At 72.4% G+C, this 23,688-nt stretch carries 19 protein-coding genes; 4 read left to right on the top strand and 15 right to left on the bottom strand.

Annotation, left to right across the window (positions count from 1 at the left end; translation table 11 throughout):
* Positions 1-472 precede the first annotated feature (472 nt).
* From IF27_RS22685 to IF27_RS22625, 13 genes are all read right to left on the bottom strand, one after another.
* A complete protein-coding gene (locus tag IF27_RS22685) occupies positions 473-838 on the bottom strand; it encodes a DUF6113 family protein (RefSeq protein ID WP_052851556.1) in 366 nt (121 codons plus the stop codon).
* A complete protein-coding gene (gene mshB, locus IF27_RS22680; RefSeq protein ID WP_052851555.1) occupies positions 835-1,731 on the bottom strand; it encodes an N-acetyl-1-D-myo-inositol-2-amino-2-deoxy-alpha-D-glucopyranoside deacetylase in 897 nt (298 codons plus the stop codon). The genes IF27_RS22685 and mshB overlap by 4 nt, the downstream gene beginning before the upstream one ends.
* 52 nt (positions 1,732-1,783) lie before the next feature.
* Complete coding sequence (locus IF27_RS22675) at positions 1,784-1,978, bottom strand: hypothetical protein (RefSeq protein WP_052851554.1); 195 nt, start codon at positions 1,976-1,978, stop codon at positions 1,784-1,786.
* A gap of 255 nt (positions 1,979-2,233) precedes the next feature.
* Positions 2,234-3,340 (bottom strand): ABC transporter ATP-binding protein, encoded by a 1,107-nt coding sequence (locus tag IF27_RS22670; protein ID WP_052851553.1) that lies wholly within the window; start codon positions 3,338-3,340, stop codon positions 2,234-2,236.
* 50 nt (positions 3,341-3,390) lie between these two features.
* Positions 3,391-4,440, bottom strand: coding sequence for an ABC transporter ATP-binding protein (locus tag IF27_RS22665; protein WP_052851635.1), 1,050 nt, complete (start codon positions 4,438-4,440; stop codon positions 3,391-3,393).
* 53 nt (positions 4,441-4,493) lie between these two features.
* A complete protein-coding gene (locus tag IF27_RS22660; protein WP_052851552.1) occupies positions 4,494-5,474 on the bottom strand; it encodes an ABC transporter permease in 981 nt (326 codons plus the stop codon).
* Positions 5,475-5,714: 240 nt separating this feature from the next.
* Positions 5,715-7,520 (bottom strand): ABC transporter substrate-binding protein, encoded by a 1,806-nt coding sequence (locus IF27_RS22655; RefSeq protein ID WP_052851551.1) that lies wholly within the window; start codon positions 7,518-7,520, stop codon positions 5,715-5,717.
* A 44-nt stretch (positions 7,521-7,564) separates the two neighbouring features.
* Positions 7,565-8,566, bottom strand: coding sequence for an ABC transporter permease (locus tag IF27_RS22650; RefSeq protein ID WP_110946155.1), 1,002 nt, complete (start codon positions 8,564-8,566; stop codon positions 7,565-7,567).
* A gap of 337 nt (positions 8,567-8,903) precedes the next feature.
* On the bottom strand, positions 8,904-9,932 hold the full coding sequence (locus tag IF27_RS22645; protein ID WP_110946154.1) for an ABC transporter ATP-binding protein: 1,029 nt from the start codon (positions 9,930-9,932) through the stop codon (positions 8,904-8,906).
* Positions 9,925-10,965 (bottom strand): ABC transporter ATP-binding protein, encoded by a 1,041-nt coding sequence (locus IF27_RS22640; RefSeq protein WP_052851548.1) that lies wholly within the window; start codon positions 10,963-10,965, stop codon positions 9,925-9,927. Before IF27_RS22640 ends, IF27_RS22645 begins: the two co-directional genes overlap by 8 nt.
* A 16-nt stretch (positions 10,966-10,981) precedes the next feature.
* Positions 10,982-11,929, bottom strand: a complete 948-nt coding sequence (locus tag IF27_RS22635) for an ABC transporter permease (protein WP_110946153.1) — start codon at positions 11,927-11,929, stop codon at positions 10,982-10,984.
* Complete coding sequence (locus IF27_RS22630; protein ID WP_052851547.1) at positions 11,922-12,845, bottom strand: ABC transporter permease; 924 nt, start codon at positions 12,843-12,845, stop codon at positions 11,922-11,924. Before IF27_RS22630 ends, IF27_RS22635 begins: the two co-directional genes overlap by 8 nt.
* Positions 12,846-12,849: 4 nt before the next feature.
* Positions 12,850-14,484 carry a peptide ABC transporter substrate-binding protein gene (locus IF27_RS22625; protein WP_052851546.1) on the bottom strand — a complete coding sequence of 545 codons (1,635 nt, stop codon included), beginning with the start codon at positions 14,482-14,484 and terminating at the stop codon, positions 12,850-12,852.
* A 149-nt stretch (positions 14,485-14,633) separates the two neighbouring features.
* Between IF27_RS22625 and IF27_RS22620 the strand changes: the two genes are divergently transcribed.
* Positions 14,634-15,809: a beta propeller repeat protein gene (locus IF27_RS22620; protein ID WP_052851545.1), complete on the top strand. Its 1,176-nt coding sequence runs from the start codon at positions 14,634-14,636 to the stop codon at positions 15,807-15,809.
* A 61-nt stretch (positions 15,810-15,870) separates the two neighbouring features.
* Here the strand turns inward: IF27_RS22620 and typA are convergent, their stop codons facing one another.
* The gene (typA, locus tag IF27_RS22615; RefSeq protein WP_052851544.1) at positions 15,871-17,739 is read right to left on the bottom strand and encodes a translational GTPase TypA; all 1,869 of its coding nucleotides are present in this window, start codon (positions 17,737-17,739) and stop codon (positions 15,871-15,873) included.
* Between the two features lie 191 nt (positions 17,740-17,930).
* Positions 17,931-20,135, bottom strand: a complete 2,205-nt coding sequence (locus tag IF27_RS22610; protein WP_052851543.1) for an ABC transporter family substrate-binding protein — start codon at positions 20,133-20,135, stop codon at positions 17,931-17,933.
* A gap of 1,243 nt (positions 20,136-21,378) precedes the next feature.
* On the opposite strand from IF27_RS22610, the gene IF27_RS22605 reads away from it, so the two are divergent.
* The 3 genes from IF27_RS22605 to IF27_RS22595 all read left to right on the top strand — a co-directional run bounded on the left by IF27_RS22605 (position 21,379) and on the right by IF27_RS22595 (position 23,685).
* Positions 21,379-21,588, top strand: coding sequence for a hypothetical protein (locus IF27_RS22605; protein ID WP_052851542.1), 210 nt, complete (start codon positions 21,379-21,381; stop codon positions 21,586-21,588).
* 151 nt (positions 21,589-21,739) lie between these two features.
* The gene (locus IF27_RS22600) at positions 21,740-23,395 is read left to right on the top strand and encodes a TPM domain-containing protein (RefSeq protein ID WP_052851541.1); all 1,656 of its coding nucleotides are present in this window, start codon (positions 21,740-21,742) and stop codon (positions 23,393-23,395) included.
* A gap of 83 nt (positions 23,396-23,478) precedes the next feature.
* Positions 23,479-23,685, top strand: a complete 207-nt coding sequence (locus IF27_RS22595; protein ID WP_052851540.1) for an SPOR domain-containing protein — start codon at positions 23,479-23,481, stop codon at positions 23,683-23,685.
* Positions 23,686-23,688 lie beyond the last annotated feature (3 nt).

Here is a 23,688-nt window from a genome sequence, read left to right as displayed (position 1 = left end):
GGTCTTCTTCTCCTCCGGCTGCGGAGCCGCCGGGCGGGCGCCACCGTCTCCTTCGCTGCGCTGGGGGTCCCCCCACCCCCTGGGACGGGGGGACGGATTGTCAGATTCACGACTCAAGGCAGGATCTCCCGGTTGGGCTACACCGGCCGCCCCGGGAACACACCGGGACCGGGCGGCTGGCCCCACGATACTGGTGACGGCCGTGTGGTACGCCGCCCCCACAGGATTGGCACATCCGTGCAACACACCACGGCGGCACACCGTCCGGCAACGGTACGGCGCCGCGCGACGCGGCGCAAAAACGCGCCACTCCCCCGCAAGTCTTCGCAGGTCAGGCCCGGTTGGGTGGCAGCCGGACGCACCGTGACCGCGCGGTGCGGTCCGCGTCACGGCGCGTGGGGCCCGTCCGCCCGCGCAGCCGTTCCCCCCTTCGCGCTGACGTGCGACAACGCGCCGTTCCCGGCACCACCCGTCAGCGCCGTGGGCGCGGTTCCTGGACGGCGAAGAGCGGGCGCTCGGACGGCGCGAGGGTCGCGGCGGCGCCCGCGACGGCCATGCCGCCGAGGAGGAAGAGGTAACTCCCGGCGCCCGCCGCGAAGACGAAGTCGCCCTGCGGACGGCTCGACGTCAGCGCCAGCACCGCGAGCGCCCAGCCCGCGGCCGGGGCGCCCGCCCCCGCCCGTGACCTGGTGGCGAGCGCGCCGCCCCAGAACAGCCCGGCCGCGCCCGCCAGCCCGAGCAGCAGCCCGAGCGGGAACCAGCCGCCCTGGATCAGGGAGCCCGCGACCCCGGCGAGCGCGCCGAGCACCCCGAGCAGGACGTACGCCGCGATCCTCATGCGTTCCCCTCCCGTACGGGGCCGGTCGTCCCGTCGATCGGCAGGCCCGCGAACACGTCGTCCGCGCCCGGGGGTACCGGCGCCCCCACGGCGAGACGGTAGTACTCGGTCTCCCACAGGGGCTGCGCGTGGCCGTTGGAGAGGGCGAACACGGCGCCGTCCACCTCGATCTGCGTCGCGTGCGCGGCCATCGCCGCCGCCTTGGCCGCGGTCTGCTCCTGGGTGCCGCGCACGGTCACGGCGACCTCCTCGTCCGGCACGACGCCCGGCACCTCCGCGAGGTCCGCGACGTCCGCGAACCGCCCCGGGCCCGTGGCGCGCAGCGCGGCGAGCCGCGCCTCGGCAACCGAGCGCGGCACGCAGGCCCACAGCACGCGCGGGACGGCGTACCCGTGCCGCTCCCGCGCGATCTCCGCGCCGCGCATGGCGGTGCGGTGGGCCTGGATGTGGTCGGGGTGGCCGTAGCCGCCCTCGGGGTCGTACGTGACGAGGACGTGCGGCCGTACCTCCGCGATGACCTCGGCCAGCACGGCGCCCGTGACGGCGGGGTCGGCGCGGTGGAAGGCGGCGGGGCGCTCGTTCTCCGGCAGCCCGACCATGCCGGAGTCGCGCCAGCGCCCCGGGCCGCCGAGGAAGCGGTGGTCGGTGACGCCGAGCGCGGCCATGGCGGCGGCGAGTTCGCGCGCGCGGTACGGTCCGAGCGCGTCGTCCCGGCCCGCCGCCAGATGGGCCAGCGACGCCGGGATGACCTCGCCCTCCTCGCCCTGCGTGCAGGTGACGAGCGTGACCCCGGCGCCGGAGGCGGCGCAGGCCGCCATCGTCACGCCGGTGGTGATCGACTCGTCGTCGGGGTGGGCGTGCACCAGCAGCACCCGGGGAGTGACCGGACTCATGCCGCGAGCCTACGCCGGAGGCAAGTGCCCGGGAAAAAACAAAGGGGGTCGCTCAGAAGCTCAGCTCGCTGATCATCCCGGCGACGCTCGACCCGAAGTCGCTGATGGCGGGCGCCACGTTCGACCCGGCGAGGTAGAAGCCGAGCAGCATGCACACGAAGGCGTGCATCAGGTTCAGTCCGGCTTTCCTGACGAGGAGGACGACGATGATGCCAAGCAGCAGCACGGCGGAGACGGAGAGCGCCACCGAGGATCACCCCTTGAGTTTCGGGCCCGTTCAGGGCAGGCCGGCGACAGGCTTCAGCGCGTGCTCGGGTGAGTGCTGCCCGTCACGTGCCATGGATCATAACGACCGGACGCACGTGCACGGCCGGGTGCACGGAAGCAGAGGAGGGGCGCACGCCCCCTCGGGCACGCGGGCGCCGGGGGCCGTCATGTCGGGCCGTGCGCCGGGCCGTTGACGTGCGCGGTCGCCACCGCCCGGCTCGGGGACGGGACGGGCTCAGGGCTCGACGGGTGCGGGGAGCACGGGCTCGGGCCGGTCGGCGGCCAGGGTGGTGCCCGCCTCGGGGAAGTGGCAGGCGGTGAGATGGCCCTCCGCGTTCCCCTCGATCCGCACGAGCGGCGGCTCCTGCTCGGCGCACAGGTCCTGCGCCTTCCAGCAACGCGTGCGGAACCGGCAGCCCGAGGGCGGGTCGGTGGGCGAGGGCACGTCGCCCTGGAGCCTGATGCGCTCGCGCGGCGGCTCGGCCGGCGTGCCGTCCGGGTGTTCCAGCGCGACCTCGGGGACGGCGGACAGCAGCGCGTGGGTGTACGGGTGGCGGGGCCGCTGGTGGATCGCCTCGCGGTCGCCCACCTCGACGATCTTGCCGAGGTACATCACGGCGATGCGCTGCGAGAAGTGGCGGACGACGGCCAGGTCGTGCGCGATGAACAGGAAGGCGATGCCCAGTTCCTCCTGCACCTTGCGCAGCAGGTTGACGACCTGCGCCTGGATCGACACGTCGAGCGCGGAGACCGGCTCGTCGGCGACGATCAGCCGCGGTTCGAGGGCCAGCGCCCTGGCCACGCCGATGCGCTGGCGCTGGCCGCCGGAGAACTCGTGCGGGAAGCGGTTGTAGTGCTCGGGGTTGAGGCCGACCGTCTCCAGCAGTTCGCGGACGCGCGCCGCCCGCCCGCCGGGCGGCCGGATGCCGTTGATCTCCATCGGGCCGCCGATGATGGTGCCGACGGTCTGCCGGGGGTTGAGCGAGGAGTACGGGTCCTGGAAGATCATCTGGATCTCGGAGCGGATCGGCGCCAGTTCGCGCCGGGACGCGTGCGTGATGTCGCGGTCCCGGTAGGTGAGGGTGCCGCCGCTCGGCTCAAGCAGCCGGGCGAGCAGCCGTCCTGTCGTGGACTTGCCGCAGCCCGACTCGCCGACCAGGCCGAAGCTCTCGCCCTCGTGCACGGTGAAGTCGAGGCCGTCCACGGCGTGCACGGCGCCCACGGTCCGCTTGATCGGGAAGCCGCCGCGGACCGGGAAGTACTTGGTGAGGCCCTCGGCGGTCATCAGCGGGGTACGCGTCCCGGCGGGGGCGGGCTGGGTCTCGGCGGTCTCGGTCGTCATGGCGGGTCCTCGGTCTCCGGTCCGTGCGGGCGGTGTCGTCGGGGCGGTGCTCACAGGAGCCGGGGCCTGATCCGTTCGGTGAACAGGACGGTCCTGCGCTCGCCGGTGAGGTGGCACGCGGCGCCCCTGCCGTCGGGGAGCGCGGGCCGGTCGTCCGCGCAGGAAAGGTTGTCGGGCACCTCGTCGCGGAAGGTGCAGCGCGGCGCGAACGGGCAGCCTGACGGCGGGTCGAGCAGGCTGGGCGGCGCGCCGGGGATGGACACCAGCTCCTTGCCGACGTCGCCGCCGAGCCGGGGCATGGAGCCCAGCAGGCCCCAGGTGTACGGGTGCTGGGGGCGGCTGAGGACGTCGTGGACGGTGCCCCGCTCGACGGCGCGGCCCGCGTACATCACGAGGATGTCGTCGGAGACCCGCGAGACGACGCCGAGGTCGTGCGTGATCATGATGATCGCCGAGCCGAACTCCTGCTGGAGTTCGAGGAGGAGGTCGAGGATCTGGGCCTGGACGGTGACGTCGAGGGCGGTCGTCGGCTCGTCGGCGATCAGGAGGTCGGGGTCGCAGACCAGGGCCATCGCGATCATGACGCGCTGGCGCATGCCGCCGGAGAACTGGTGCGGGTAGTCGTCCACGCGCCGTGCCGGGTGGGGTATGCCGACCTTCGCGAGCATCTCCACGGCCCGTTCGCGGGCCTCGCGGCGCCCGGCGCCCCGGTGTTTGCGGAACGGCTCCGCGATCTGCTGGCCGACGGTGTGGTAGGGCGACAGGGAGGTCAGCGGGTCCTGGAAGATGATCGCGATCTTGTTGCCGCGCAATTGCTCCATGCGCCGCTCGCGCGCCGTCACCAGGTCCTCGCCCTCCAGCAGGATCTGCCCGGTGATGTCGGTGGCCTTCGGGTTGTGGAGGCCGAGGATCGCCTGGTTGGCCACGGACTTGCCGGAGCCCGACTCGCCGACGATGCCGAGCGTCCGGCCGCGCGCGACGTCGAACGACAGCCCGTCCACGGCCTTCACGACGCCGTCCTCGGTGCCGAAGCGCACGCGCAGGTCCCGGACGGACAGGAACGGCTCGGCGGCGGGCTCCGTCGCGGGGCGGCCGGTCACCTCGGGCCCGGGGGCGGCGGGTTGCGTGGTCGTCACGTCGTCAGCTCCTTGCCCTACGCGAGCCGTACGCGCGGGTCGATCAGCGCGTAGCAGGCATCGACGATGATGTTGAACACGACGATCATCAGGGCGGCGAAGAGCATGACGCCCATGAGCATCGGCAGGTTGGACTGGGTGACCGAGTCAACGGCCAGGCGGCCGAGTCCCGGCAGGGCGAAGGTCTGTTCGGTGATCATGGCGCCGCCGATGAGCGAGCCCATGTCGATGCCGAGGACCGTCACGATCGGGATCAGCGAGCCGCGCCAGGCGTACCGGAAGAAGACCGTGCGCCGTCCCATGCCCTTGGCGCGGGCCGTCCGTACGTGGTCCTCCTGCAACTGCTCGATGAGCGCGGCGCGGGAGAGGCGCGTGTACTGGGCGGTGAAGATCGTGGAGAGCACCAGCCAGGGCAGCAGCAGCCCGGCGAACCACGCGCCTGGCCCCTCCGTGATCGGGAAGTAGCCGGGCTGCGACAGGATCTGGTTGTTGTAGACCAGCAGCGCGAGCGCGAGCGGCCCGAGGAAGTAGATCTGCGCGGAGCTGAGGACGAGGGACGTCGAGCTGACGGTCCGGTCCGTCAGGGTGCCGCGGCGCCAGGCGGCGACCATGCCGAAGCCGAGGCCGAGCACCAGGAAGACGACGACGCCGCCCGCGGCGAGCGACAGGGTGGTCGGCAGCCGGTCGAGGATGGTGTCCAGGACGGGGCGGTTGTCACGGAACGAGAAGCCGAGGCAGGGGGCGGGGCAACTGCCCGCGGGGAACTCCCGTCCGGCGAAGATCCCGACCATGTACTCCCAGTACTGCTGGGGGATCGGCTTGTCGATGCCCAGGTTGTGCTCGACGACGGCCAGTTGCTCCTGCGTGCAGACGCCCTTGCCGCAGGCGAGCAGCGCGGGGTTGCGCGGGATCGCGTAGAAGAGGAAGAAGGTCACGGCGCTGATGAGCAGCAGGATGGCGAGGGCGCCGAGGGATCGCCGCAGGAGGAATCTGAGCATCGGGTCGCAGCCTTCGGTTCGTTGGCCTGGGAGGGCGCCGGGCGATGCGGGGCGGGCGGCGGCCCGCCCCGCACCCGGCCGGACGTGTGCCGCCGGGGGGTGTCCGCGCGGCCCCCGCACGGGGCGGGGGCCGGGCGGACCGGCGGGCCAGGGTGCGTCTTCACAGGGGGCGTCCGGCCGCTCGCGGACGCGGCGGGCGTGCCGGGCGCCGCGAGCAGGGCGCCCCCTGTGAGGACGGGCCTAGCTGCCGTCCTGGATGACGTACAGGCGCTGCATGTCGATGGTGCCGACGTCGTCGTTGAAGACGGCGCCGCCGATGAGCGAGCCGTGCAGCATCGTCTGGCGGTAGTAGATGACCGGCACGGACGCGACGGCGTCCTCGACGACGTACTTGCTCAGCTCGAACCACTCGGTGGCGGCCTGGTCGGGGTCCTCGATCAGCAGGATGCGGTCGATCTCGGAGTTGACGTGCTCGTCGTCCAGGTGCGCGTAGTTCGACGCACCGTCGGCGATCTGGCGGCCGTCGTACTGCGGCGGGACGACCGTGGAGCCCGACAGCCAGTCGGCGCCCCAGCTGGAGCGGTAGATGTCGAAGCCGGAGTCCACGACGCCGATGGTGTCGTAGTAGGTCTCCGGCGGCACCTCGCTGCGGTTGACGTCGAACCCGGCCTCCTCCAGCGCGTTCTCCACGGCGATGGCGGCCTGCTGGTCCTCGGGCGCGGTGTGGTGGACGTAGTTCAGCTCGTAGCCGACCGCGTCGGCCTCCTCCAGGAGGGCGCGGGCGCCCGCGATGTCGCCCTGCGGGTTGGCGACCTTGCCGAACGGGTCGTAGTCGTCCTCGCGTCCGGGCAGCAGCGGGCTGATGAGGCTGCCCGCGTACTCGCCGCCGAGGGCGCCGCCGTACGCGGCGCGGACGCCGTTGAGCGGCACGGCCAGGGCTATCGCCTCGCGTATGCGCCGGTCGGTGACGGTCTGCTGGTTGATGGCGAGGCTCCAGACGTAGGGCTGGTAGCCGTCCACGAGGCGGTCCTGGTACTGCGGGTCCTCCACGACGGCGGGGCCCTGGCCCGCGTCCAGACCGTTGTTGAACGTCACCGTCGTCTGGTTCTCGCCGTTGTCGGCCATGAGCCGCGCGGTGGTGTCCTCACGGGTGTGGCCGAACGTGATCTCGTACCGGTCCGGGTACGCGTTGCGCGCCGGGTCGCTCGCGGCCTCCCAGTACTCGTTGCGCGTCAGCGTCATCGAGCGCCCGGGGCGGAACTCCTCGATCTGGTACGGGCCGGAGGTCATCGGCTCCTGGTCGTACGCCTCCTGGGTGTCACCCTCCGCGGAGACGACGGCGTAGCCCGGCATCGACAGGGCGTACGGCAGGTCGTTCTGCGGCTGCTCGAAGTGGAAGATGACGGTCCGCTCGTCCGGGGTCTCCAGGACGCTGTCGGGCAGGTGCTCGCCCCCGTACGGGCCGTCGGGCAGCAGCTCGCGGTACGTCTCCGGCTCGTTGGCCAGCCACCGCTGGAGGTAGCTGGGCCCCTGCGTGATGAAGTCGGCGAAGAGGCGCTCGACGGAGTGCCGGATGTCGGCGGACGTGATGGGGCTGCCGTCGTTGAAGTAGATGTCTTCCTTGAGGGTGTACGTCCAGGTGCGGCCCTCGTCGCTGACCTGGCCCGCGTCGGTGGCGAGGTCGCCCAGGACGCTGTAGTTGCCCTCGTTGTCGAGCCGGACGGCCGTCAGGCCCCGGTGGAGCAGGCGCGTGATGTTCGACTCGTGGGAGACGTAGACCTGGGCCGGGTCGAGGTGGTCGGGCGCCGTCTCCTGGAGGACGTTGACGGTGCCGCCCGGTGTCGCCCCCGGGACCTCCTCGGCCGGTCCCGTGGAGGCGGCCTCGTCGCCGAAGGTGATGGCCGCGGACTGCTCGGGGCCCGCGCTGTCCTCGCCCTCCGGCTCGCCGCCGCCTCCGCCACCGCTGCACGCGCTGAGGACGAGGGCTCCGGCGAGGGCGAGCGCCACTCCCGCCGTGCGCCTTCTGTGCGCTGTTCGCTTGCTCATGGGTTCCTTGGCACCTGCCCGTTCGTTGTGAGAGGTCGTGCCGGTCATCGCACGGTCTTCGGGTCGAAGGCGTCCCTGACCGCGTCTCCCAGGAGGTTGAAGGCGACGACGAAGATCACCAGCGAGACTCCGGGGAAGAACATGTAGGTGATGTCGCTGCGGTAGACGGCCGCCGCGGTGGCGAACATCCGGCCCCAGTCGGGCGTCGGCTCGGTGATCCCGACGCCGAGGAAGGACAGGGCCGCGGCCGTCGTCACGAAGGAGGGGAGCATGTAGGTGGCCTGCACGAGGATGGGCGAGACCGTGTTGGGCAGCAGTTCCTTGCGGATGATGCGCCAGGGGGACGCGCCGCTGACCTTGGCCGCCTCGACGAACTCGCGCTCGCGCAGCGAGAGGGTGACGCCGCGGAGGATGCGGCCGAGCGTCATCCAGCCCAGCGCCCAGAGCACCACGATGATCGAGACGACCTTGATCCAGACCGGTGTCTCTTCTCTGGGGTCCACGAACAGACTGGTCGTGATCGGCAGGAAGGCGACGAAGAAGAGCTGCTGGGGGAAGGCCATCAGCAGGTCGGTGAGGCGGCTGATCAGGAAGTCCCAGACGCCGCCGAGATAGCCGGCGGCGATGCCGAGGACGATCGCCGTCAGCACGGCGAGGACGGTCACCGCCAGCGCGATGAACAGAGACGTGCGGATTCCGTAAAGGAGTTCGGTGAAAACGTCACGTCCCGTGCTCGGTTCGAGCCCGAACCAGAACTCCCCGTCCATCCCGCCATTGGGCTTGATCGGATACCCGTACTCGTTGAGCAGACCGGGCTGGATCTGCCCATATCGGGTGTACGGATCTTTGCCGTACAGGGCCGATATGACCGGTGCCAGCAGTCCGATCAGAAAGAAGAACGCCACGACAAGGGCGGATACGACTCCGATCCGGTCACGCCGGAAGCGGCGCCACATCAGCTGTCCCGGCGAGCGGCCGACAAGTGCCGGCTCGGCGGGCTTGGTTGCAATGGACATCTCGGTGCCCCCGGCGGGATCGACCTGCATGCGATGCGTGTAGATCGCGACTGTGGCAAGGCACACACTTTCCCGTCAAGGGATAGCAATGGTATAAACCTATGGCAGTCCATTCATGGGCGAAGGTTATGCAGATCGACGCCGTAGCGTGCTTGACCTTGTTCTTCGGTTTTTCTTTTTTCCGGAATCTGCCCACAAGTACGGACCGCGCCTGTTAACACACAGGCAACACCCATGACGCCCTACCGATATGCGAACACCCCAGACTGAGGCGGTACGGCCGTGCGGGTGCCGTAGACCGGGGTGGCACCGCTTCCGAGCGGCGCCACCCCGGTCCTTGTTCAGGCGTTTTGCGCGCTCCCGGCGCTCACACCGCCGTCGCCGACGGCTCCTCCGCCGCGAAGTGACAGGCCGACTCGTGGGCCGCGGGTCCCGATGCCTTCGCGAACACCACCGGGACCGCGAGCGGCGGATCGACCCGTGTGCACAGCTCCTGCGCCTTCCAGCAGCGCGTCCTGAAACGGCAGCCGGAGGGCGGATCTGCGGGCGAGGGGACGTCACCGGTCAGAATGATGCGCTCCCGCTCCCGGGTCGCCGAGGGATCGGGAACCGGCACCGCGGAGAGCAGCGCCTGCGTGTACGGATGGGTGGGGTGTTCGTAGATCTCCCGGTCCGTTCCGGTTTCCACGATCCGCCCCAGATACATCACCGCGATCCGGTCCGAGATGTGCCTGACCACGGAAAGGTCGTGCGCGATGAAGAGATACGCGAGGCCGAACTCGTCCTGGAGCCGTTCCATCAGGTTCACGACCTGCGCCTGCACCGAGACGTCGAGCGCGGAGACCGGCTCGTCCGCGATGATCACCTCGGGCCGCAGGGCGAGTCCGCGCGCGATGCCGATACGCTGCCGCTGCCCGCCGGAGAATTGGTGCGGGTATCTGTTGATGTATTCCGGATTGAGCCCGACGACGTCGAGGAGTTCCCGCACCCGGCGGCGGCGGTCCCCCTTCGGCGCGACCTCCGGATGGATGTCGAACGGCTCCCCGACGATGTCGCCCACCGTCATCCGCGGATTCAGCGAAGTATAGGGGTCCTGGAAAACCATCTGGATGTTTCGGCGCACGGATTTCAGGGCACGGCCGGACAGTCCGGCGATGTCCTCGCCTTTGTAGAGAATCTTTCCCTCGGTGGGCCGCTCCAGGTGCATCAGCAGTTTCGCCACCGTGGACTTCCCGCAGCCCGACTCGCCGACGACGCCCAGCGTCTCCCCCTCGCGCAGCCGGAAGGAGACCCCGTCCACGGCCTGCACCGCGCCCACGCGCCGACGCACCAGCACGCCCTGCGTCAGTGGGAAGTGCTTCACCAGATCGCGGACTTCGAGCAGGACCTCACTCACCGACCGTCTCCTTCCAGAAGTGGCAGGCGCTCGCGCGCCCGAGCGCCGAGGGATCGTCCGGCATCAGCTCCGCCGCGCGCACGGCCTCGGCGTCGCGCCCCGCGTACGTCACCTCGTACAGCGGCGGCGGCGGGTCCACGCGGCACACGTCGCGCACCTGCGGGCAGCGCGGGTGGAACGGGCAACCGGGCGGGATGCGCAGCAGGTTGGGCGGCAGCCCGCTGATGGCCCGCAGCTCGCGGCCCTTGCGGTCGAGGCGCGGGATCGAGTCGAGCAGGCCCCTGGTGTACGGGTGCGCGGGCCGCTTGTAGAGGTCGGCGACCGGCGCGTTCTCCACGATGCGGCCCGCGTACATCACCGCGATCTTGTCGGCGACGTCCGCGACGACCCCGAGGTCGTGCGTGATGAGGATCAGCCCCATCCCGAACTCGCGTTGCAGGTCCTTCAGCAGATCCATGACCTGCGCCTGCACGGTCACGTCCAGCGCCGTCGTCGGCTCGTCGGCGATGATCAGCTCGGGCTCCAGCGCGAGGGCCATCGCGATCATGATGCGCTGGCGCATGCCGCCGGAGAACTGGTGCGGATAGTCCCCGGCGCGCGCCCCCGCGGCCGGGATGCGGACCCGGTCCATCAGCTCGACCGCCCGCTCGCGCGCCTCCTTGCGCGACGCGCGCCGGTGCACGCGGAACATCTCGCCGAGCTGGTAGCCCACCGGCAGCACCGGGTTGAGGGACGACAGGGCGTCCTGGAAGATCATCGCCATCCGCTCGCCGCGCACCCGGCGCCGGTCCTCCTCGCCGAGCCGCAGCAGGTCCGTGCCCTGGAAGAGGACCCGGCCGCCGGTGACCCGGGCGGGCGGGCTGTCGAGGATGCCCATGACGGCCTGCGCCGTCACGGACTTGCCCGAGCCCGACTCGCCGAGCACGGCGAGCGTCTCCCCCTCGGCCACCGAGTAGCTGACCCCGTTGACCGCGCGCACGACGCCTTCCCGCGTGCGGAACTCGACGCGCAGGTCGCGTACGTCCAGCAGCATGGGGCCTCCCGGCGGGTCAGCGGAGCTTGGGGTCCAGGGCGTCGCGGACGGCGTCGCCGAGCATGATGAACGCGAGCACGGTGATGCTCAGGGCACCGGCCGGGTAGAGCAGGATGTGCGGCGCGTTGCGGAACTGCATGCCGTCCGAGGCGGCGGAGATGTCCACGCCCCAGGACACCGTGGGCGGGCGCAGCCCGACGCCGAGGTAGCTGAGGGTCGCCTCCAGCGCGATGAAGGTGCCCAGCATGATCGTCGCCATCACGATCACGGGCGCCACCGCGTTCGGCAGGATGTGGCGCAGCAGCATGCGGGTGTTGCTCGCGCCGAGCGCGCGGGCGGCCTGCACGTAGTCGTTCTGCTTGGCGGTGATGACCGCGCCGCGGGCGATGCGGGCGATCTGCGGCCAGCCCAGCGCGGCGATGATCAGGACGACCGGCCAGATCCCGCCGAGGGAGACCATCGACAGGAAGACGATGGCGCCCAGCACCATCGGGATGCCGAAGAAGATGTCGCCGAGCCGGGAGAGCACGGCGTCCCAGAAACCGCCGTAGAAGCCCGCCAGGCCGCCGATGACGGCGCCGAGCAGGGCGACGCCGAGCGTCGCGCAGACGCCGACGGTGATCGAGGCGCGGGCGCCGTGGACCGTGCGGGTGTAGACGTCGCAGCCCTGCGTGTCGAAGCCGAACCAGTGGCCAGCCGACGGCCCTTCGAGCGAGCGGATCAGCTCGCAGTGGTTCGGGTCGCCCGTGGCGATGAGTCCCGGCCACAGGGCGACCAGGACGAGGAAGAGGATCAGCAGGGCGGAGACGAGGAAGACGGGGTTGCGCCGCAGGTCGTGCCAGGCGTCCGTCCACAGCCCGTGCGGGGCTCCCGGCTCGGGCGTGGCCTCCGACGCCCCGGCCGTCAGTCCCTCGGCGGTGGCGTCCTCCTGGGCGCCCAGCGGCTGGCGCGCCTGGTCAGGCATAGCGGATCCTCGGGTCGAGCACGGCGTACAGGAGATCGACGAGCAGGTTGGCGATCAGGAAGATCAGGACCAGGACGACGACGAAGCCCACGACGGTGGGCGAGTTCTGGCGCAGGATGCCCTGGAAGAGCTGGTAGCCGACGCCCTGGATGTTGAAGATCCGCTCGGTGACGATGGCGCCGGCCATCAGCGTGCCGATGTCGGCGCCGAGGTAGGTGACGACGGGGATCAGCGAGTTGCGCAGCAGGTGCCGCACGGTGATGCGGCTGCGCGGCAGGCCCTTGGCGACCGCCGTGCGGATGTAGTCGCTGCGCGCGTTCTCGACGACGGAGGTGCGCGTCAGCCGCGTCACGTAGGCGAGGGAGACGAGGCACAGGATCAGGCCGGGGACGAGGAGTTGGTTGAACGGGGCGTCGGGGCCGACGGCCGGGTCGATCCAGCCGAGCTTGACCCCGAGGAAGTACTGGGCGGTCGTGCCGAGGACGAAGGTCGGGATGGCGATCACGACCAGCGTCAGGACGAGGACCGTCGTGTCCACCGCGCGCCCGCGCCGCAGGCCGGTGACGACGCCGAGCGCGATGCCGATGAGCATCTCCAGGACGAGCGCGACGACCGCCAGCCGCAGGCTGATGGGGAACGCGTGCCGCATCAGGTCGGTGACCGGCTGGCCGTTGAACGCGGTGCCGAAGTCGCCGGTGAAGATCTTGCCCATGTACAGCAGGTACTGGTGCCACAGGGGCTTGTCGAGGTTGAACTCCGCGCGCAGCGCCCGCGCGGTCGCCGGGTCGGGGCTCCGGTCGCCGAACAGGGCGGTGACCGGATCCCCCAGCGCGTACACCATCAGGAAGATGATCAGCGTGGCCCCGATGAAGACGGGGATCATCTGGAGCAGGCGGCGGACGATGTAGCGCCCCACGGAGTCAGTCCACCTTGATGTCGGTGAAGACGGGGACGGAGAACGCGTTGAGCCTGACGTCGCTCAGCCGGTCGGAGAAGCCCCCGGTCCCGTTCTGGTACCACAGCGGGATGGCGGGCAGGTCCTTGGCGAGCTGGCGTTCCGCGTCCTGGAAGAGGCCGATGGCCTCGCCCTCGTCGCTGGCCGCGTTGGCGCGGTTCACCAGGTCGTCGAAGCGGCTGGAGCTGTAGCCCGAGTCGTTGGACGAGCCGTCGGTGTAGTACAGCGGCTGGAGGAAGTTCTGGATCAGCGGGTAGTCCATCTGCCAGCCGGTCCTGAACATCCCGGTCATCTTGTGGCCGCTGACGCGGTTGCGGAAGTCGGCGAAGGTGGCGACGGGGTTGACCGTGCACGCCTTCGACTTGTCCAGCGCGTTGTTGATGCTGTTGCAGACGGCGTCCATCCACTGCCGGTGCGAGCCGGTGTCCACGTTGGAGGTGATCGTGATCTTGCCGCCCGGCAGGCCGCCCGCCTCCTCGATCAGCTCCCTGGCGCGGTCGGGGTCGTACGTGCACGCCTCGCCGCACAGCCCCTTCTTGTAGCCGCCGTCCTTGCCGAGGACGGGCGAGGTGAAGTCCGTCGCCGGGGTGCGGGTGTCGTGGTAGAGCTTCGAGGTGATCTCCTTGCGGTTGATCGCCATCGACAGGCCCTTGCGCAGCTTGGCGGCGTCCGCGCCCTGCCAGTCCTCGTCGTAGAGCGGGAAGGACACGGTCTGGATGATCCCGGCGGGCTGGTTGATGAAGCGGTCGCCGAGGTCGTTCTCCGCGTTGGCGAGCTGCGAGGCCGGGATGTCGTCCACCAGGTCGATGTTGCCTGCCTGGAGGTCCGTGTACGCGGTGTTGTTGTCGGTGTAGACGCGCAGCTCGACGCCGTCGTTCTTCGGCTTGTCGGCCCCGGCGAAGTGCTTGTTCTTCACGAGCTTCATGCTCTGGCTGGGCCGGTAGGAGTCGATGCGGTACGGGCCGTTGCCGACCGGCTTGTCGAGCCAGGCGTCGTGGTCGTCGAAGAACGACTGCGGCAGCGGCGAGTAGGCGGCGTAGCCCAGCGTCTCGGGCCACAGGGAGAACGGCTCGCTGAGGCGGACGGTGAACGTGTGCTCGTCCTTGACGGCCAGGCCGCTGAGCGTGTCGGCGGTCGGCTCGGCGTCCTCGTCGGCGGGGTGGACCGCGTCGTAGCCGTCGATGAACTGGAAGAAGTAGCTGCTGACCTGGGCGTTCTTCGCGTTGGCGCCGTAGTTCCACGCGTCCACGTAGGACGCCGCGGTGACGGGCGTGCCGTCGCTGAACTTCCAGCCCTTCTTCAGGGTGATGGTGAAGTTCTGCTGGTCGTCCGTCGTGATCGACTCGGCCATGGCGTTCTTGGCCTTGCCGGTCTTCGGGTCGTACCGCTTGAGCCCGCGGAAGATCATGTCGAGGACCTTGCCGCCCTGCACCTCGTTGGTGTTCGCGGGCTCCAGCGGATGCTGGGGGTCGCCCCACGAGGCGCGCACCACGCGGTCGCCCGCCCCGGCGTCGGCGGGCGTGCTGCCGCAGGCCGTCGCCGTCAGGGAGAGGGCCGTCGCGCAGGCGAGGGCCATGGTGAGGTGGATGCTGCCGCGCATGGGGCGCCTCCTCGAATATCCCGAAAGTCACATCCGAGTACCATCACACCCCTTATGTCCGCTTCGTGCACGACGGGAGTACGGTGCGTCCGGTGTTTCGCCGAGAACCCCCCGTATGCCTCAGGCGCCTGCTCCGCTACTTTCTGAGGATGCGCGGGAAACCGTTCGTCGCCCTCGTTCTGCTGGCGCTCTTGGGTCCGGTCGGGTGTACCGCCGCCGAACCGGCCCCGCCCGACGACCCGTCGCCGCCCTCGCCCACCGCGCGGCCGTCCGTCGAGCCGCCGTCCGTCCCGTCCGCCCCCGACCTCCCGGCGGGCGACGAGTGGAGCATCGAGTTCGCCGACGAGGAGCACGCCTTCGCGCTCCCCTGGACCAGCTGCCGGACGAACATGCCCGAGGCCCGGTGCCCCCCGGGCATCGCGGTGCTCTCCGGGACGGACGGCTGGGCGCTGCGGCAGACCCCGGGGACCCCCACGCCCGGGACCGACATGACGCGCGACCTGCTCGTCGCCGCCCCGGGCGTGGCCCGGCTCTCCCTCCCCGACGGCGTGACCGGGTACCCCACGTGCTGGGTCACGACCGACGCCGCCGTCACCTGGGCCGAGACCTCCTGCACCGCGTCAGGCGAGACGGAGGAGGCGCCCGAGGGCGCGCGCCTCGTCCCCGCCCGCACGGAGACGGGCACGACGGCCATCCACGCGCTCGCGCCGGAGACGGGCGAACTCCTGCTCCTCACCGCGCAGCCGGGGCCGGTGGACGCCTGGTCAGGGGACTGGGGGGAACTGGCCGACGGCACGTTCTGGTGCGCCCTCGACGTGGGCTTCGACGACCCGCGACGCGTCGCCCTCACCCGCGACCGGGGCCGCACCTGGGAGCGTCCGGCGGCCCCTGCCCGACACGGCGACGGCCCCTCGGTCACGTCCTACCCCTGGCTCGTGGCGGCGCGGGACGGGCTCTACCTCTTCGAGAGGGGCAGCAGCCGGCAGAGCCAGTCCACGCTGCTCGGCGTCCACCACAGCGCGGACGGCGGCGCGAGCTGGGACACCCGCTGGGCACGCGCCACCGGCGAGACCTTCGGGACACCGCTCGGCCCCCCGGTCCTCACCTCGGACGGCCGGATACTCCTCTACGCGCAGGACGCCGTCCGGGTCAGCGAGGACGGCGGGCGGACCTTCACCGTCGAGCGGCCGGGCGCGCCGCCCGAGCGGCCCGCCACGACCCCGTTCGGCTACCTGCTGACCGACCGCGAGCGGTCCGGGCACTTCCGCCTCTCCATCGACGGCTTCACCTGGCGCACCGTGATCCTCGGCAGGACCGACGGCTGAGCCCCCGGACCGCGCCGCGGCCGGGGGCTCGGGGGCGGCGTGCCGGACGCCGCCCGAACCGTCAGACGCGCTTGGCGCGGGCCGTCGTGCGGGCGCGCTCGCGCTGGTCGAGGACGACCTTGCGCAGCCGCACCTCGTCCGGCGTCACCTCGACGCACTCGTCCTCGCGGCAGAACTCCAGGGACTGTTCGAGCGACAGCTTGCGCGGCGGCACGAGGTTCTCCGTGTTGTCGGCCGAGGCCGCGCGCATGTTGGTGAGCTTCTTCTCCTTGGTGATGTTCACGTCCATGTCGTCGGAGCGCGAGTTCTCGCCGACGAGCATGCCCTCGTACACCTCGGTGCCCGGCTCGATGAAGATGACGCCGCGCTCCTGGAGGTTCATCATCGCGTACGGGCTGGCGACGCCCGCCCGGTCGGCGACCAGCGAACCGCTCTTGCGGGTCCGCAGCTCACCGGCCCACGGCTCGTGCCGCTCGAAGATGCTGTGCGCGATGCCGGTGCCGCGCGTCTCGGTCAGGAACTCGGTGCGGAAGCCGATCAAGCCGCGCGAGGGCACCAGGAACTCCATGCGCACCCAGCCGGAGCCGTGGTTCGTCATCGTCTCCATGCGGCCCTTGCGCCCGGCCATGAGCTGCGTGATCGCGCCGAGGTGCTCCTCGGGCGCGTCGATCGTCATGCGCTCGACCGGCTCGTGCAGCTTGCCGTCGATCTCGCGGGTGACGACCTCCGGCTTGCCGACCGTCAGCTCGAAGCCCTCGCGGCGCATCGTCTCGACCAGGATGGCGAGGGCCAGCTCGCCGCGGCCCTGCACCTCCCAGGCGTCGGGGCGCTCGGTGGGCAGGATGCGCAGCGAGACGTTGCCGATCAGCTCGCGGTCGAGGCGGTCCTTCACCAGTCGGGCGGTGACCTTGCGGCCCTTGCCGCCGCGGCCGACGAGCGGCGAGGTGTTGGTGCCGATCGTCATGGAGATGGCGGGCTCGTCCACCGTGATCAGCGGGAGCGGCAGCGGGTTCTCCGGGTCGGCGAGCGTCTCGCCGATCATGATGTCCGGGATACCGGCGACGGCGCAGATGTCGCCCGGGCCCGCCTGCTCGGCGGGCTTGCGGGTGAGCGCGTCCGTCATCAGCAGTTCGGTGACGCGGACGTTCTGCTGGCTGCCGTCACGCTTCAGCCAGGCGACGGACTGCCCCTTGCGCAGCGTGCCCTGCCGGATACGGCACAGGGCGATACGGCCGAGGAAGTTGTCGGCGTCGAGGTTGGTGACGTGCGCCTGGAGCGGCGCGTCCTCGTCGTAGACCGGCGCGGGGACGGTCTCCAGGAGCGTCGAGAAGAACGGCTCCAGGCTGTCGCTGTCGGACGGGACGGTGCCGTCTGCGGGCTGCGTCAGCGAGGCGATGCCGTCGCGGGCACACGCGTAGACGATCGGGAACTCGATCTGCTCCTCGTCCGCCTCCAGGTCGAGGAACAGGTCGTAGGTCTCGTTCAGGACCTCCGAGATACGGGCGTCGGAGCGGTCGGTCTTGTTCACGCACAGGATGACCGGCAGCCGGGCCTGGAGGGCCTTGCGCAGGACGAACCTGGTCTGGGGCAGGGGCCCCTCCGAGGCGTCCACGAGGAGGACGACGGCGTCCACCATGGACAGGCCGCGTTCCACCTCGCCGCCGAAGTCGGCGTGGCCCGGGGTGTCGATGATGTTGATGACGACCGGGTCGCCGCCGCCCTTGGGGTGGTACCGGACGGCGGTGTTCTTCGCGAGAATGGTGATGCCCTTCTCGCGCTCCAGGTCGTTGGAGTCCATGACGCGGTCGTCCACCTGCTGGTGGGCTGCGAAGGCTCCCGCCTGCCGGAGCATGGCATCGACCAGGGTCGTCTTGCCATGATCGACGTGGGCGACGATGGCGACATTACGGATGTCGTGGCGCGTAGGCATGGCTGTGCGCTTCTCCCGAGCGAGGACGGTGTCAGGACGGCTCGGCGGGCGATGTCCGCCCGGCGGGGGTTCGCCCCCGAACAGACCACAGCACCGGCGTCACCCGCCATCGTACGTTGCCCGGGGAAGCCGGGCTGTTCCCCCAAGGGCGGACGCGGCCCCCGGCGGGCGCGCGGGACCGGCCCCGGGGGTCAGCGGCGGTGGCCGATGTCCTGGTAGCGGGGGGTTTCCAGGCCGAACGCGCCCACCCCTGCGAGGGTGTCCCGGACCGCGACGAGTTGCGGGCGCTGGTAGAGCGGGACGGAACCGGCGGCGGCCCAGATACGGGCGTCGGCGCGGTCGAGGAGGGCGTCGTACTCCTTCTCGTCCAGCTCACCTGCGGCCTGGTCGAGGAGCTGGTCCACGTAGTCGGTGCCGACGCGCGCGTAGTTCTGCTCGACCCGCAGGGTGCCGCCGGGGAGGGTGCGCGGCTTGGCGAACAGCGGGCGGGCGTCGGTGGCGGGGTAGGCGGTCGCGGGCCAGGAGAAGAGCGCGAGGTCGAAGTCGCCGGTCGCGACGTGCCCCTCGAAGAAGCGCGCCGCGTCCACCTCCTCCGTCACGGCGCGGATGCCGACGGTCGCGAGCATCGCGGCGACGCGCCGCGCGGTGGCGCGCAGCGGCTCGGCCTCGGCGCCGTCCGGCAGGACGAGGCGCAGTTCGAGCGGCGTGCCGTCCTTGGCGCGCGGCGGGACGGCGGCGGCCTCGGCGGCGCTCCTGGCGAGGGAGGCGGCGCGGCGCTCGGCGTCGTCGGCCCGGCGTTCCGTCTCCGCGGCGGCCTGCTCGTCCCCCGCGGCGCGCCGGGCCGCGGCGGACTGCCGCAGCAGGGCGGCCGACTGGGCGGCGGCGGGCCCGGCCGCGTTCAGGGGGGCGGCGGCGGCCGTGCCCGGCTTGGCGTCGGCCGTGGGGCCGCCCTCGCGCCAGCCCGCCTCGTCGAGCAGGGCGCTCGCGGACTCGGCGCCCGCGTCGCCGAGGGCCGCGCTGTTGTCCTGGTAGCCGGCCTGGCCGAGGGTGCGCAGGTGGTTGCCGAGCGGCCTGACGGGCAGGTCGGCCGGGGCGTGGACGGCCTCGGCGAGCGCGTCACGGTCGATCGCGCGGGCGACGGCCCAGCGGACCCGTTCGTCGGCGAGGGCGGGCGAGGTGCCGTTCAGCGTGAGCTGCGTCCAGGAGGCGTCGTAGGCGCGGTGGACGACGAGGTCGCCCATGGCCTCGCGGTCGGCCTCCTCGCGGGTGGCGTACTGCCGCTCGCGGGCGTGCTGCGCGGCGGCGTGGGCCGCGCGGTACTGCTCGGCGGCGACCTCCACCTCGTCGCCCGCCAGGCGGGCGCGGGCGAGGTCGTCGAGCGCCTCGGCGGCGGAGGGCACGGCCTCGGTGCGGCGCTTGCCGTCGTCGGCGGCTCCCGGGTCGGCGGCTCCTGAGTCGGCGGGGTCCCCGGCGGCTCCGTCCGCGTCCGGCGCGGGGGCGGCGGCGGTGTGGCGGGCGGCGGGCTCGTGGCGGGCGGCCGTGATCCGGTCGGCGTCCTGCGGGGAGACCTCGGCGATGTCCAGGTCACCGGCGGCGAGCGCGGCGCGGCGCTCACCGCGTGGCACGGCGGCCAGGACCAGTTCGTCCAGCAGGGCCGCGTCGCCCCACCAGGCGTCGTTGCGGGCGAGGGTGACGGTCCCGGCCTCGCCGTCCACGTCGGCCACCTCGAACGGGCCGCCGGAGACCGGGAGTTCCGTGCGCGCCCCGTCGTTGAAGACGTCGGGGTCGCCCGTGACGGCGCGGGGGTAGAGCGGGGTGAACAGGGACTTCCAGTCGGCGTAGGGGCGGGTGAAGGTCACCTCGACCTGGTGCGCCTCCGGGCCCTTGCGGACCTTCCCGATCCGGTCGTACCCGACGTTGCGCGCCGACCAGTAGTCCTTGTCCTCACCGTTGAGGGCCTTCCACTGGGCGAGGAAGTCGTCGGCGCCGACGGGGGTCCCGTCGCTCCAACGCGCCTTCGGGTTCAGGGTGTAGACGACGCGCTGGCGCGGCTCGCGCTCGGTGATCTCTGCCGAGCGGAGGTAGTCGGTGTTGAGCTGGGGGCGGCCCTCGGCGTCGAGGGTGAACAGGCTGGGCAGCACGGCGCCCGCGACGCGGTCGGTGACGGCGTCGGCCTCGAACTGGTAGGCGTTCAGCGTCGCGGGGAGGGCGTCCACCGCCCAGCGCGCGGTCCCGCCCGACTCCAACTGGGCCCGGCGGACAGTGCTGACGGACTGCACGGACCCGGGGGCCGCCCGCTCGGACTCCGCCCCCGAGGTGCAGGCCGTCAGCGTCGGCACGAGCATCGCTCCCATGACGCACGCGGCCCACCACGTCCGTCCCGTCCCGCCTGCCATGTCGCTACCTCCGGCCTCACCGGTGCGTTGATCACATCTTTTTGCTCACTGAAGAGGAAGCGCAGGTCATCGCACCGGAGACACGGCGGCGCCACGGCGGCAGGCCACCCGCACGGCCGAGCGGACGGCCCGAGGAGGCCGCGGGACAACGCGTGTGCCGTGACCACCCGGGCCGACCTCGGCGGCGGCGAGGCGCGCGGACGGATCATCGCCTCGACCGCGCCATGGACCGCCACGGCCCCAGCGGTACCCGGCACAGCGGCACGGGCGCGGAACATGTACCGCCACCGATCGCCAAGACAGCACCGGTGACGCCCGGCCTCGCCTCGGCGCCTCCACCGCGCCGCTGAACGGCCGCGCCCCAGCGATACCCGGCGCGAGCGCTGGCCGCGCCGCGGGACGAGACGTGTATCGCCACCGATCGCCGGGACGGCACCAGTGACGTCCGGCCTCGCCTCAGCGGCGGCGAGCAGGCGGAATCACCGCCTCGACCACGCCGTTAACCGCCGCAGCCCCAGCGATACCCAGCACAGCGGCACGGGCGCGGAACATGTACCGCCACCGATCGCCAGGGCGGCGCCGATGGCATCCGGCCTCGCCTCAGCGGCGGCGAGGCGCGCGAGCGGATCACCGCCTCCACCACGCCATGGACCGCCACGGCACGGGCGGCGCAGGCGCTGGCCGCACCGCAGGACGCGCCGAGCGCGGGCCCGGCCCGGGCCACCCCCGTGCCGCCGCCGCTGACGAGGGCAAGCCAGTCCAAGCGGCCGACGACGGCGTCGCCCCGGACCGGAGGCAGCGACAGCCTCGACACGCTCGACGGACCGGCCAGGGTCCGCTGTCGGAGGCGCCTCCAGGCCAGGCCGGGAGGACAGCGCCCCGGCCGCCCGCGCAGCGGAAGGAACCACCTGGCGACCCGCTCCACGGCCGCGCCCCCGTGGGCGGAGCAGGCTCCGCCGACCCCACGGCCGACGGCACCCCGCAACCAGCGGGCCAGGGCAGGCGGACGCTCACCCGTGCCGACCGTCCGCCACGGACGCGCCCACGGTCACGGGCCCGCCAGGAGCGAACTCACCGTCTCGACACCGGACCCGCGAGCACTCCTCCGCATCAGCCACACGGCCGGGCGCCGCGCCACCGCCACGCGCCGCGACGGCACAGTCTCCGCCCCGACCCGACGCTCCACGCGGGGCGACCTGCCACCTATCCCCTCACCCCACACCTCCTCAGCTCGGTCTCTCGCATGCTGTGGTTCCACGTGCTCGCCGCCTTCCGAGGCACGTGCGCGCTGTCGGAACTGCGCTGGCGCGCCCTGGTCACGAACGGCGGGGACCCCACCGCTTCCGGCCCGGCCCGGCCCGGCAACAAGGTCGTCGCCCCCATGGCGGGCACAACCCCGCTACCGGCCGAGGCCGAACGCGCCTTCCGACTCCCCACCGAACCCGGCAGCTGAACGCCGCCCTCCCGGACGAGGCGCCGAGCCCCGTCCGCGTGGCGCGGGACCGACCGGCCCCACCCCGCCCGTCCGGCCCGGACCCGCTCGCGCCGGGTGAGGGCCACGCCTACGGTCGAGGCAACGCGGTCCCCGGTCGGGAGGTGGGCGGATGCGCGGACGTCCCGCCGCCGCGATGATCGCCGCCCTGACCGTGTGGCTGACGGCCACCCCGCTCCCCGCCCGGGCCGCCGACACGGTCACGCTCGACCACGCCGGGCAGGTCACCGACCAGGTGGGCGCCCTCGGCCACCGCCGGGACGCCGTGCAGCGGGCACTCACCCGGCTCGAAGAGGACCACAGGTACCAGCTGTTCGTCGTCTTCGTCCGGGACTTCTCCGGACACGAGGCGCAGTCGTGGGCCGACGGCGTGGCCGACCGCAACCGGCTCGGCGTCCGCGACCTGCTCATCGCCGTCGCCACCCACGAGCGGCGGTACGCCCTCTCGGCCGACACGCACTCCGGCTTCTCCCCCGAGGACCTGGAAGCGGTCGAGACCGTCGCCGTCGCCCCGCCGCTGCGGCAGGCGGACTGGGCGGGCGCGGCGATCGGGGCGGCCGAGGGATTCGCCGCGCTGGCCGGGCGGACGCCCGTCCCCTCGCCCCGGATCACGCCGGGCGTCCGGGACCCCGGCCCCTCCCCCGGAAGCGGGCTGGGTGACTGGGTGGTGCCCGTGCTGCTCCTGGTGGGCGCGGCGGCACTGGCGGTCTTCCTGATCCGGCACGGTGAGCGGAGCCTGCCGCCCGTGGTGCCGCTGACCGCGCTCGACAGCCATGTGAGAGGCCTGCTGATCGACCTGGACGACGCGGTGCGCACCCGGGCGGCCGAGCTGTCCTTCTCCCCCGAGGCCACCCGGGCGGCCATGACCGCCCTGGAGACCGCGCGCACGACGGCGGACGCGGCGCTGCGCGCGTGGTACGCGTCGGGCCTGGCGCGCCGGCCCGGTCGCCTGGCCAGGCGCCGGGCGCTCACCCGGATCGCCGAGCGCTGCGCCCTCGCCCGCGAGCACCTCTCCGCCGCAGGGCCCGTCGCCGCCGCGGGCACGGCGGGCGCCCTCACGGCGGTGCGGCAACGGATCGCCGACGTGTCGGCTCCCGCCCGGGCGCTGCCGCAGTCCCACGTACGGCTCGCCGGGGCGCGCGAGCAACTGCGGCGGGCCGAGGAGGCGTTCGGGCGCGACGACCGCCCCGCGACGGCCCGAGCGGTCCGTGCCGCGCGCGCGGCGACGGTGGCCGCCGAGACGCTGCTGTCGGCCACGGCGCACCGGACGGCCGCCACGACGCGGGCGGATGCCCTGCTGATCCGGGCACGGACCGGCGCGGAGCAGGACCTGACGGATGCCCAGGGGGCGCGCGCCGCGCCCGTGGCCGTGCGGGAGGCCGAGACCGCGCTCACGGGCGTGCGCGGGGCGCACGATCCGATCGAGACGCTGCGGACCCTGGTCGCCGGGGGAGCCCCGCTGGCCCAGGCGCTGGCACGGGAGCGCACGGCACAGGCCCACGACCGGCGCGCGCGGGCGCTGCTCGGCCAGGGTCTGCTGCTCGCCAGGACGGAGCTGAACTGGACGGACGCCCTGGTCACGGCACATCGCCACAGCGTGGGCACCGCCGCCCGCGCCCGGCTCGCGACGGCCCGCGGCGCACTGGCCGACGCCGTCGCGCGGGCGGACCGCGATCCTGCCGGGGCCCTCGCGTCCGCCCGCCGGGCGGACACCCTGGCGCGCTCCGCCCGCGCCCGGCTGGAGCGCGACGCCGGGCCGCTGACCTGAGGGGACGCACTGTCCGGCCGGAGCCCTGTTCGGTGGGTGACGCGCTGGCGTATGGTCTGGCATATGCGGATGGGGGGTGATGAATGAACGTCGGCAATCCACAGCCCTGGCAGGTGATCCGGCAGGACGAGGACGGCAGCAGGTACCGCATAGGGCACTGCGCGACGCGGGCCGAGGCGCAGCGGCTCATCCAGCGCCTGCGGCTGAACGCGGGGGCGCACACGGCGGACGCTCCGGCGCACTATCTCGTGGAGCGCGTCGATACCGCCGAGGAGCGCATACCGCGCTGACTC

The sequence above is a fragment of the Streptomyces avicenniae genome (genome assembly GCF_000719135.1).
In the GTDB taxonomy this organism is placed as follows: Bacteria; Actinomycetota; Actinomycetes; order Streptomycetales; family Streptomycetaceae; genus Streptomyces; species Streptomyces avicenniae.
The sequence above is the reverse complement of the archived record's forward strand: the minus strand, read 5'-3'. Positions and strand labels throughout refer to the sequence as shown.

Coding starts and splice junctions, on each gene's coding strand:
- IF27_RS22670 (WP_052851553.1), bottom strand. CDS start 3,340: ATGACGACCGAGACCGCCGAGACCCAGCCCGCCCCCGCCGGGACGCGT.
- IF27_RS22655 (WP_052851551.1), bottom strand. CDS start 7,520: ATGAGCAAGCGAACAGCGCACAGAAGGCGCACGGCGGGAGTGGCGCTC.
- IF27_RS22625 (WP_052851546.1), bottom strand. CDS start 14,484: ATGCGCGGCAGCATCCACCTCACCATGGCCCTCGCCTGCGCGACGGCC.
- IF27_RS22610 (WP_052851543.1), bottom strand. CDS start 20,135: ATGGCAGGCGGGACGGGACGGACGTGGTGGGCCGCGTGCGTCATGGGA.
- IF27_RS22660 (WP_052851552.1), bottom strand. CDS start 5,474: ATGCTCAGATTCCTCCTGCGGCGATCCCTCGGCGCCCTCGCCATCCTG.
- IF27_RS22595 (WP_052851540.1), top strand. CDS start 23,479: ATGAACGTCGGCAATCCACAGCCCTGGCAGGTGATCCGGCAGGACGAG.
- IF27_RS22605 (WP_052851542.1), top strand. CDS start 21,379: ATGCTGTGGTTCCACGTGCTCGCCGCCTTCCGAGGCACGTGCGCGCTG.
- IF27_RS22620 (WP_052851545.1), top strand. CDS start 14,634: ATGCGCGGGAAACCGTTCGTCGCCCTCGTTCTGCTGGCGCTCTTGGGT.
- typA (WP_052851544.1), bottom strand. CDS start 17,739: ATGCCTACGCGCCACGACATCCGTAATGTCGCCATCGTCGCCCACGTC.
- IF27_RS22685 (WP_052851556.1), bottom strand. CDS start 838: ATGAGGATCGCGGCGTACGTCCTGCTCGGGGTGCTCGGCGCGCTCGCC.
- mshB (WP_052851555.1), bottom strand. CDS start 1,731: ATGAGTCCGGTCACTCCCCGGGTGCTGCTGGTGCACGCCCACCCCGAC.
- IF27_RS22600 (WP_052851541.1), top strand. CDS start 21,740: ATGCGCGGACGTCCCGCCGCCGCGATGATCGCCGCCCTGACCGTGTGG.
- IF27_RS22635 (WP_110946153.1), bottom strand. CDS start 11,929: ATGCCTGACCAGGCGCGCCAGCCGCTGGGCGCCCAGGAGGACGCCACC.
- IF27_RS22640 (WP_052851548.1), bottom strand. CDS start 10,965: ATGCTGCTGGACGTACGCGACCTGCGCGTCGAGTTCCGCACGCGGGAA.
- IF27_RS22650 (WP_110946155.1), bottom strand. CDS start 8,566: ATGCAGGTCGATCCCGCCGGGGGCACCGAGATGTCCATTGCAACCAAG.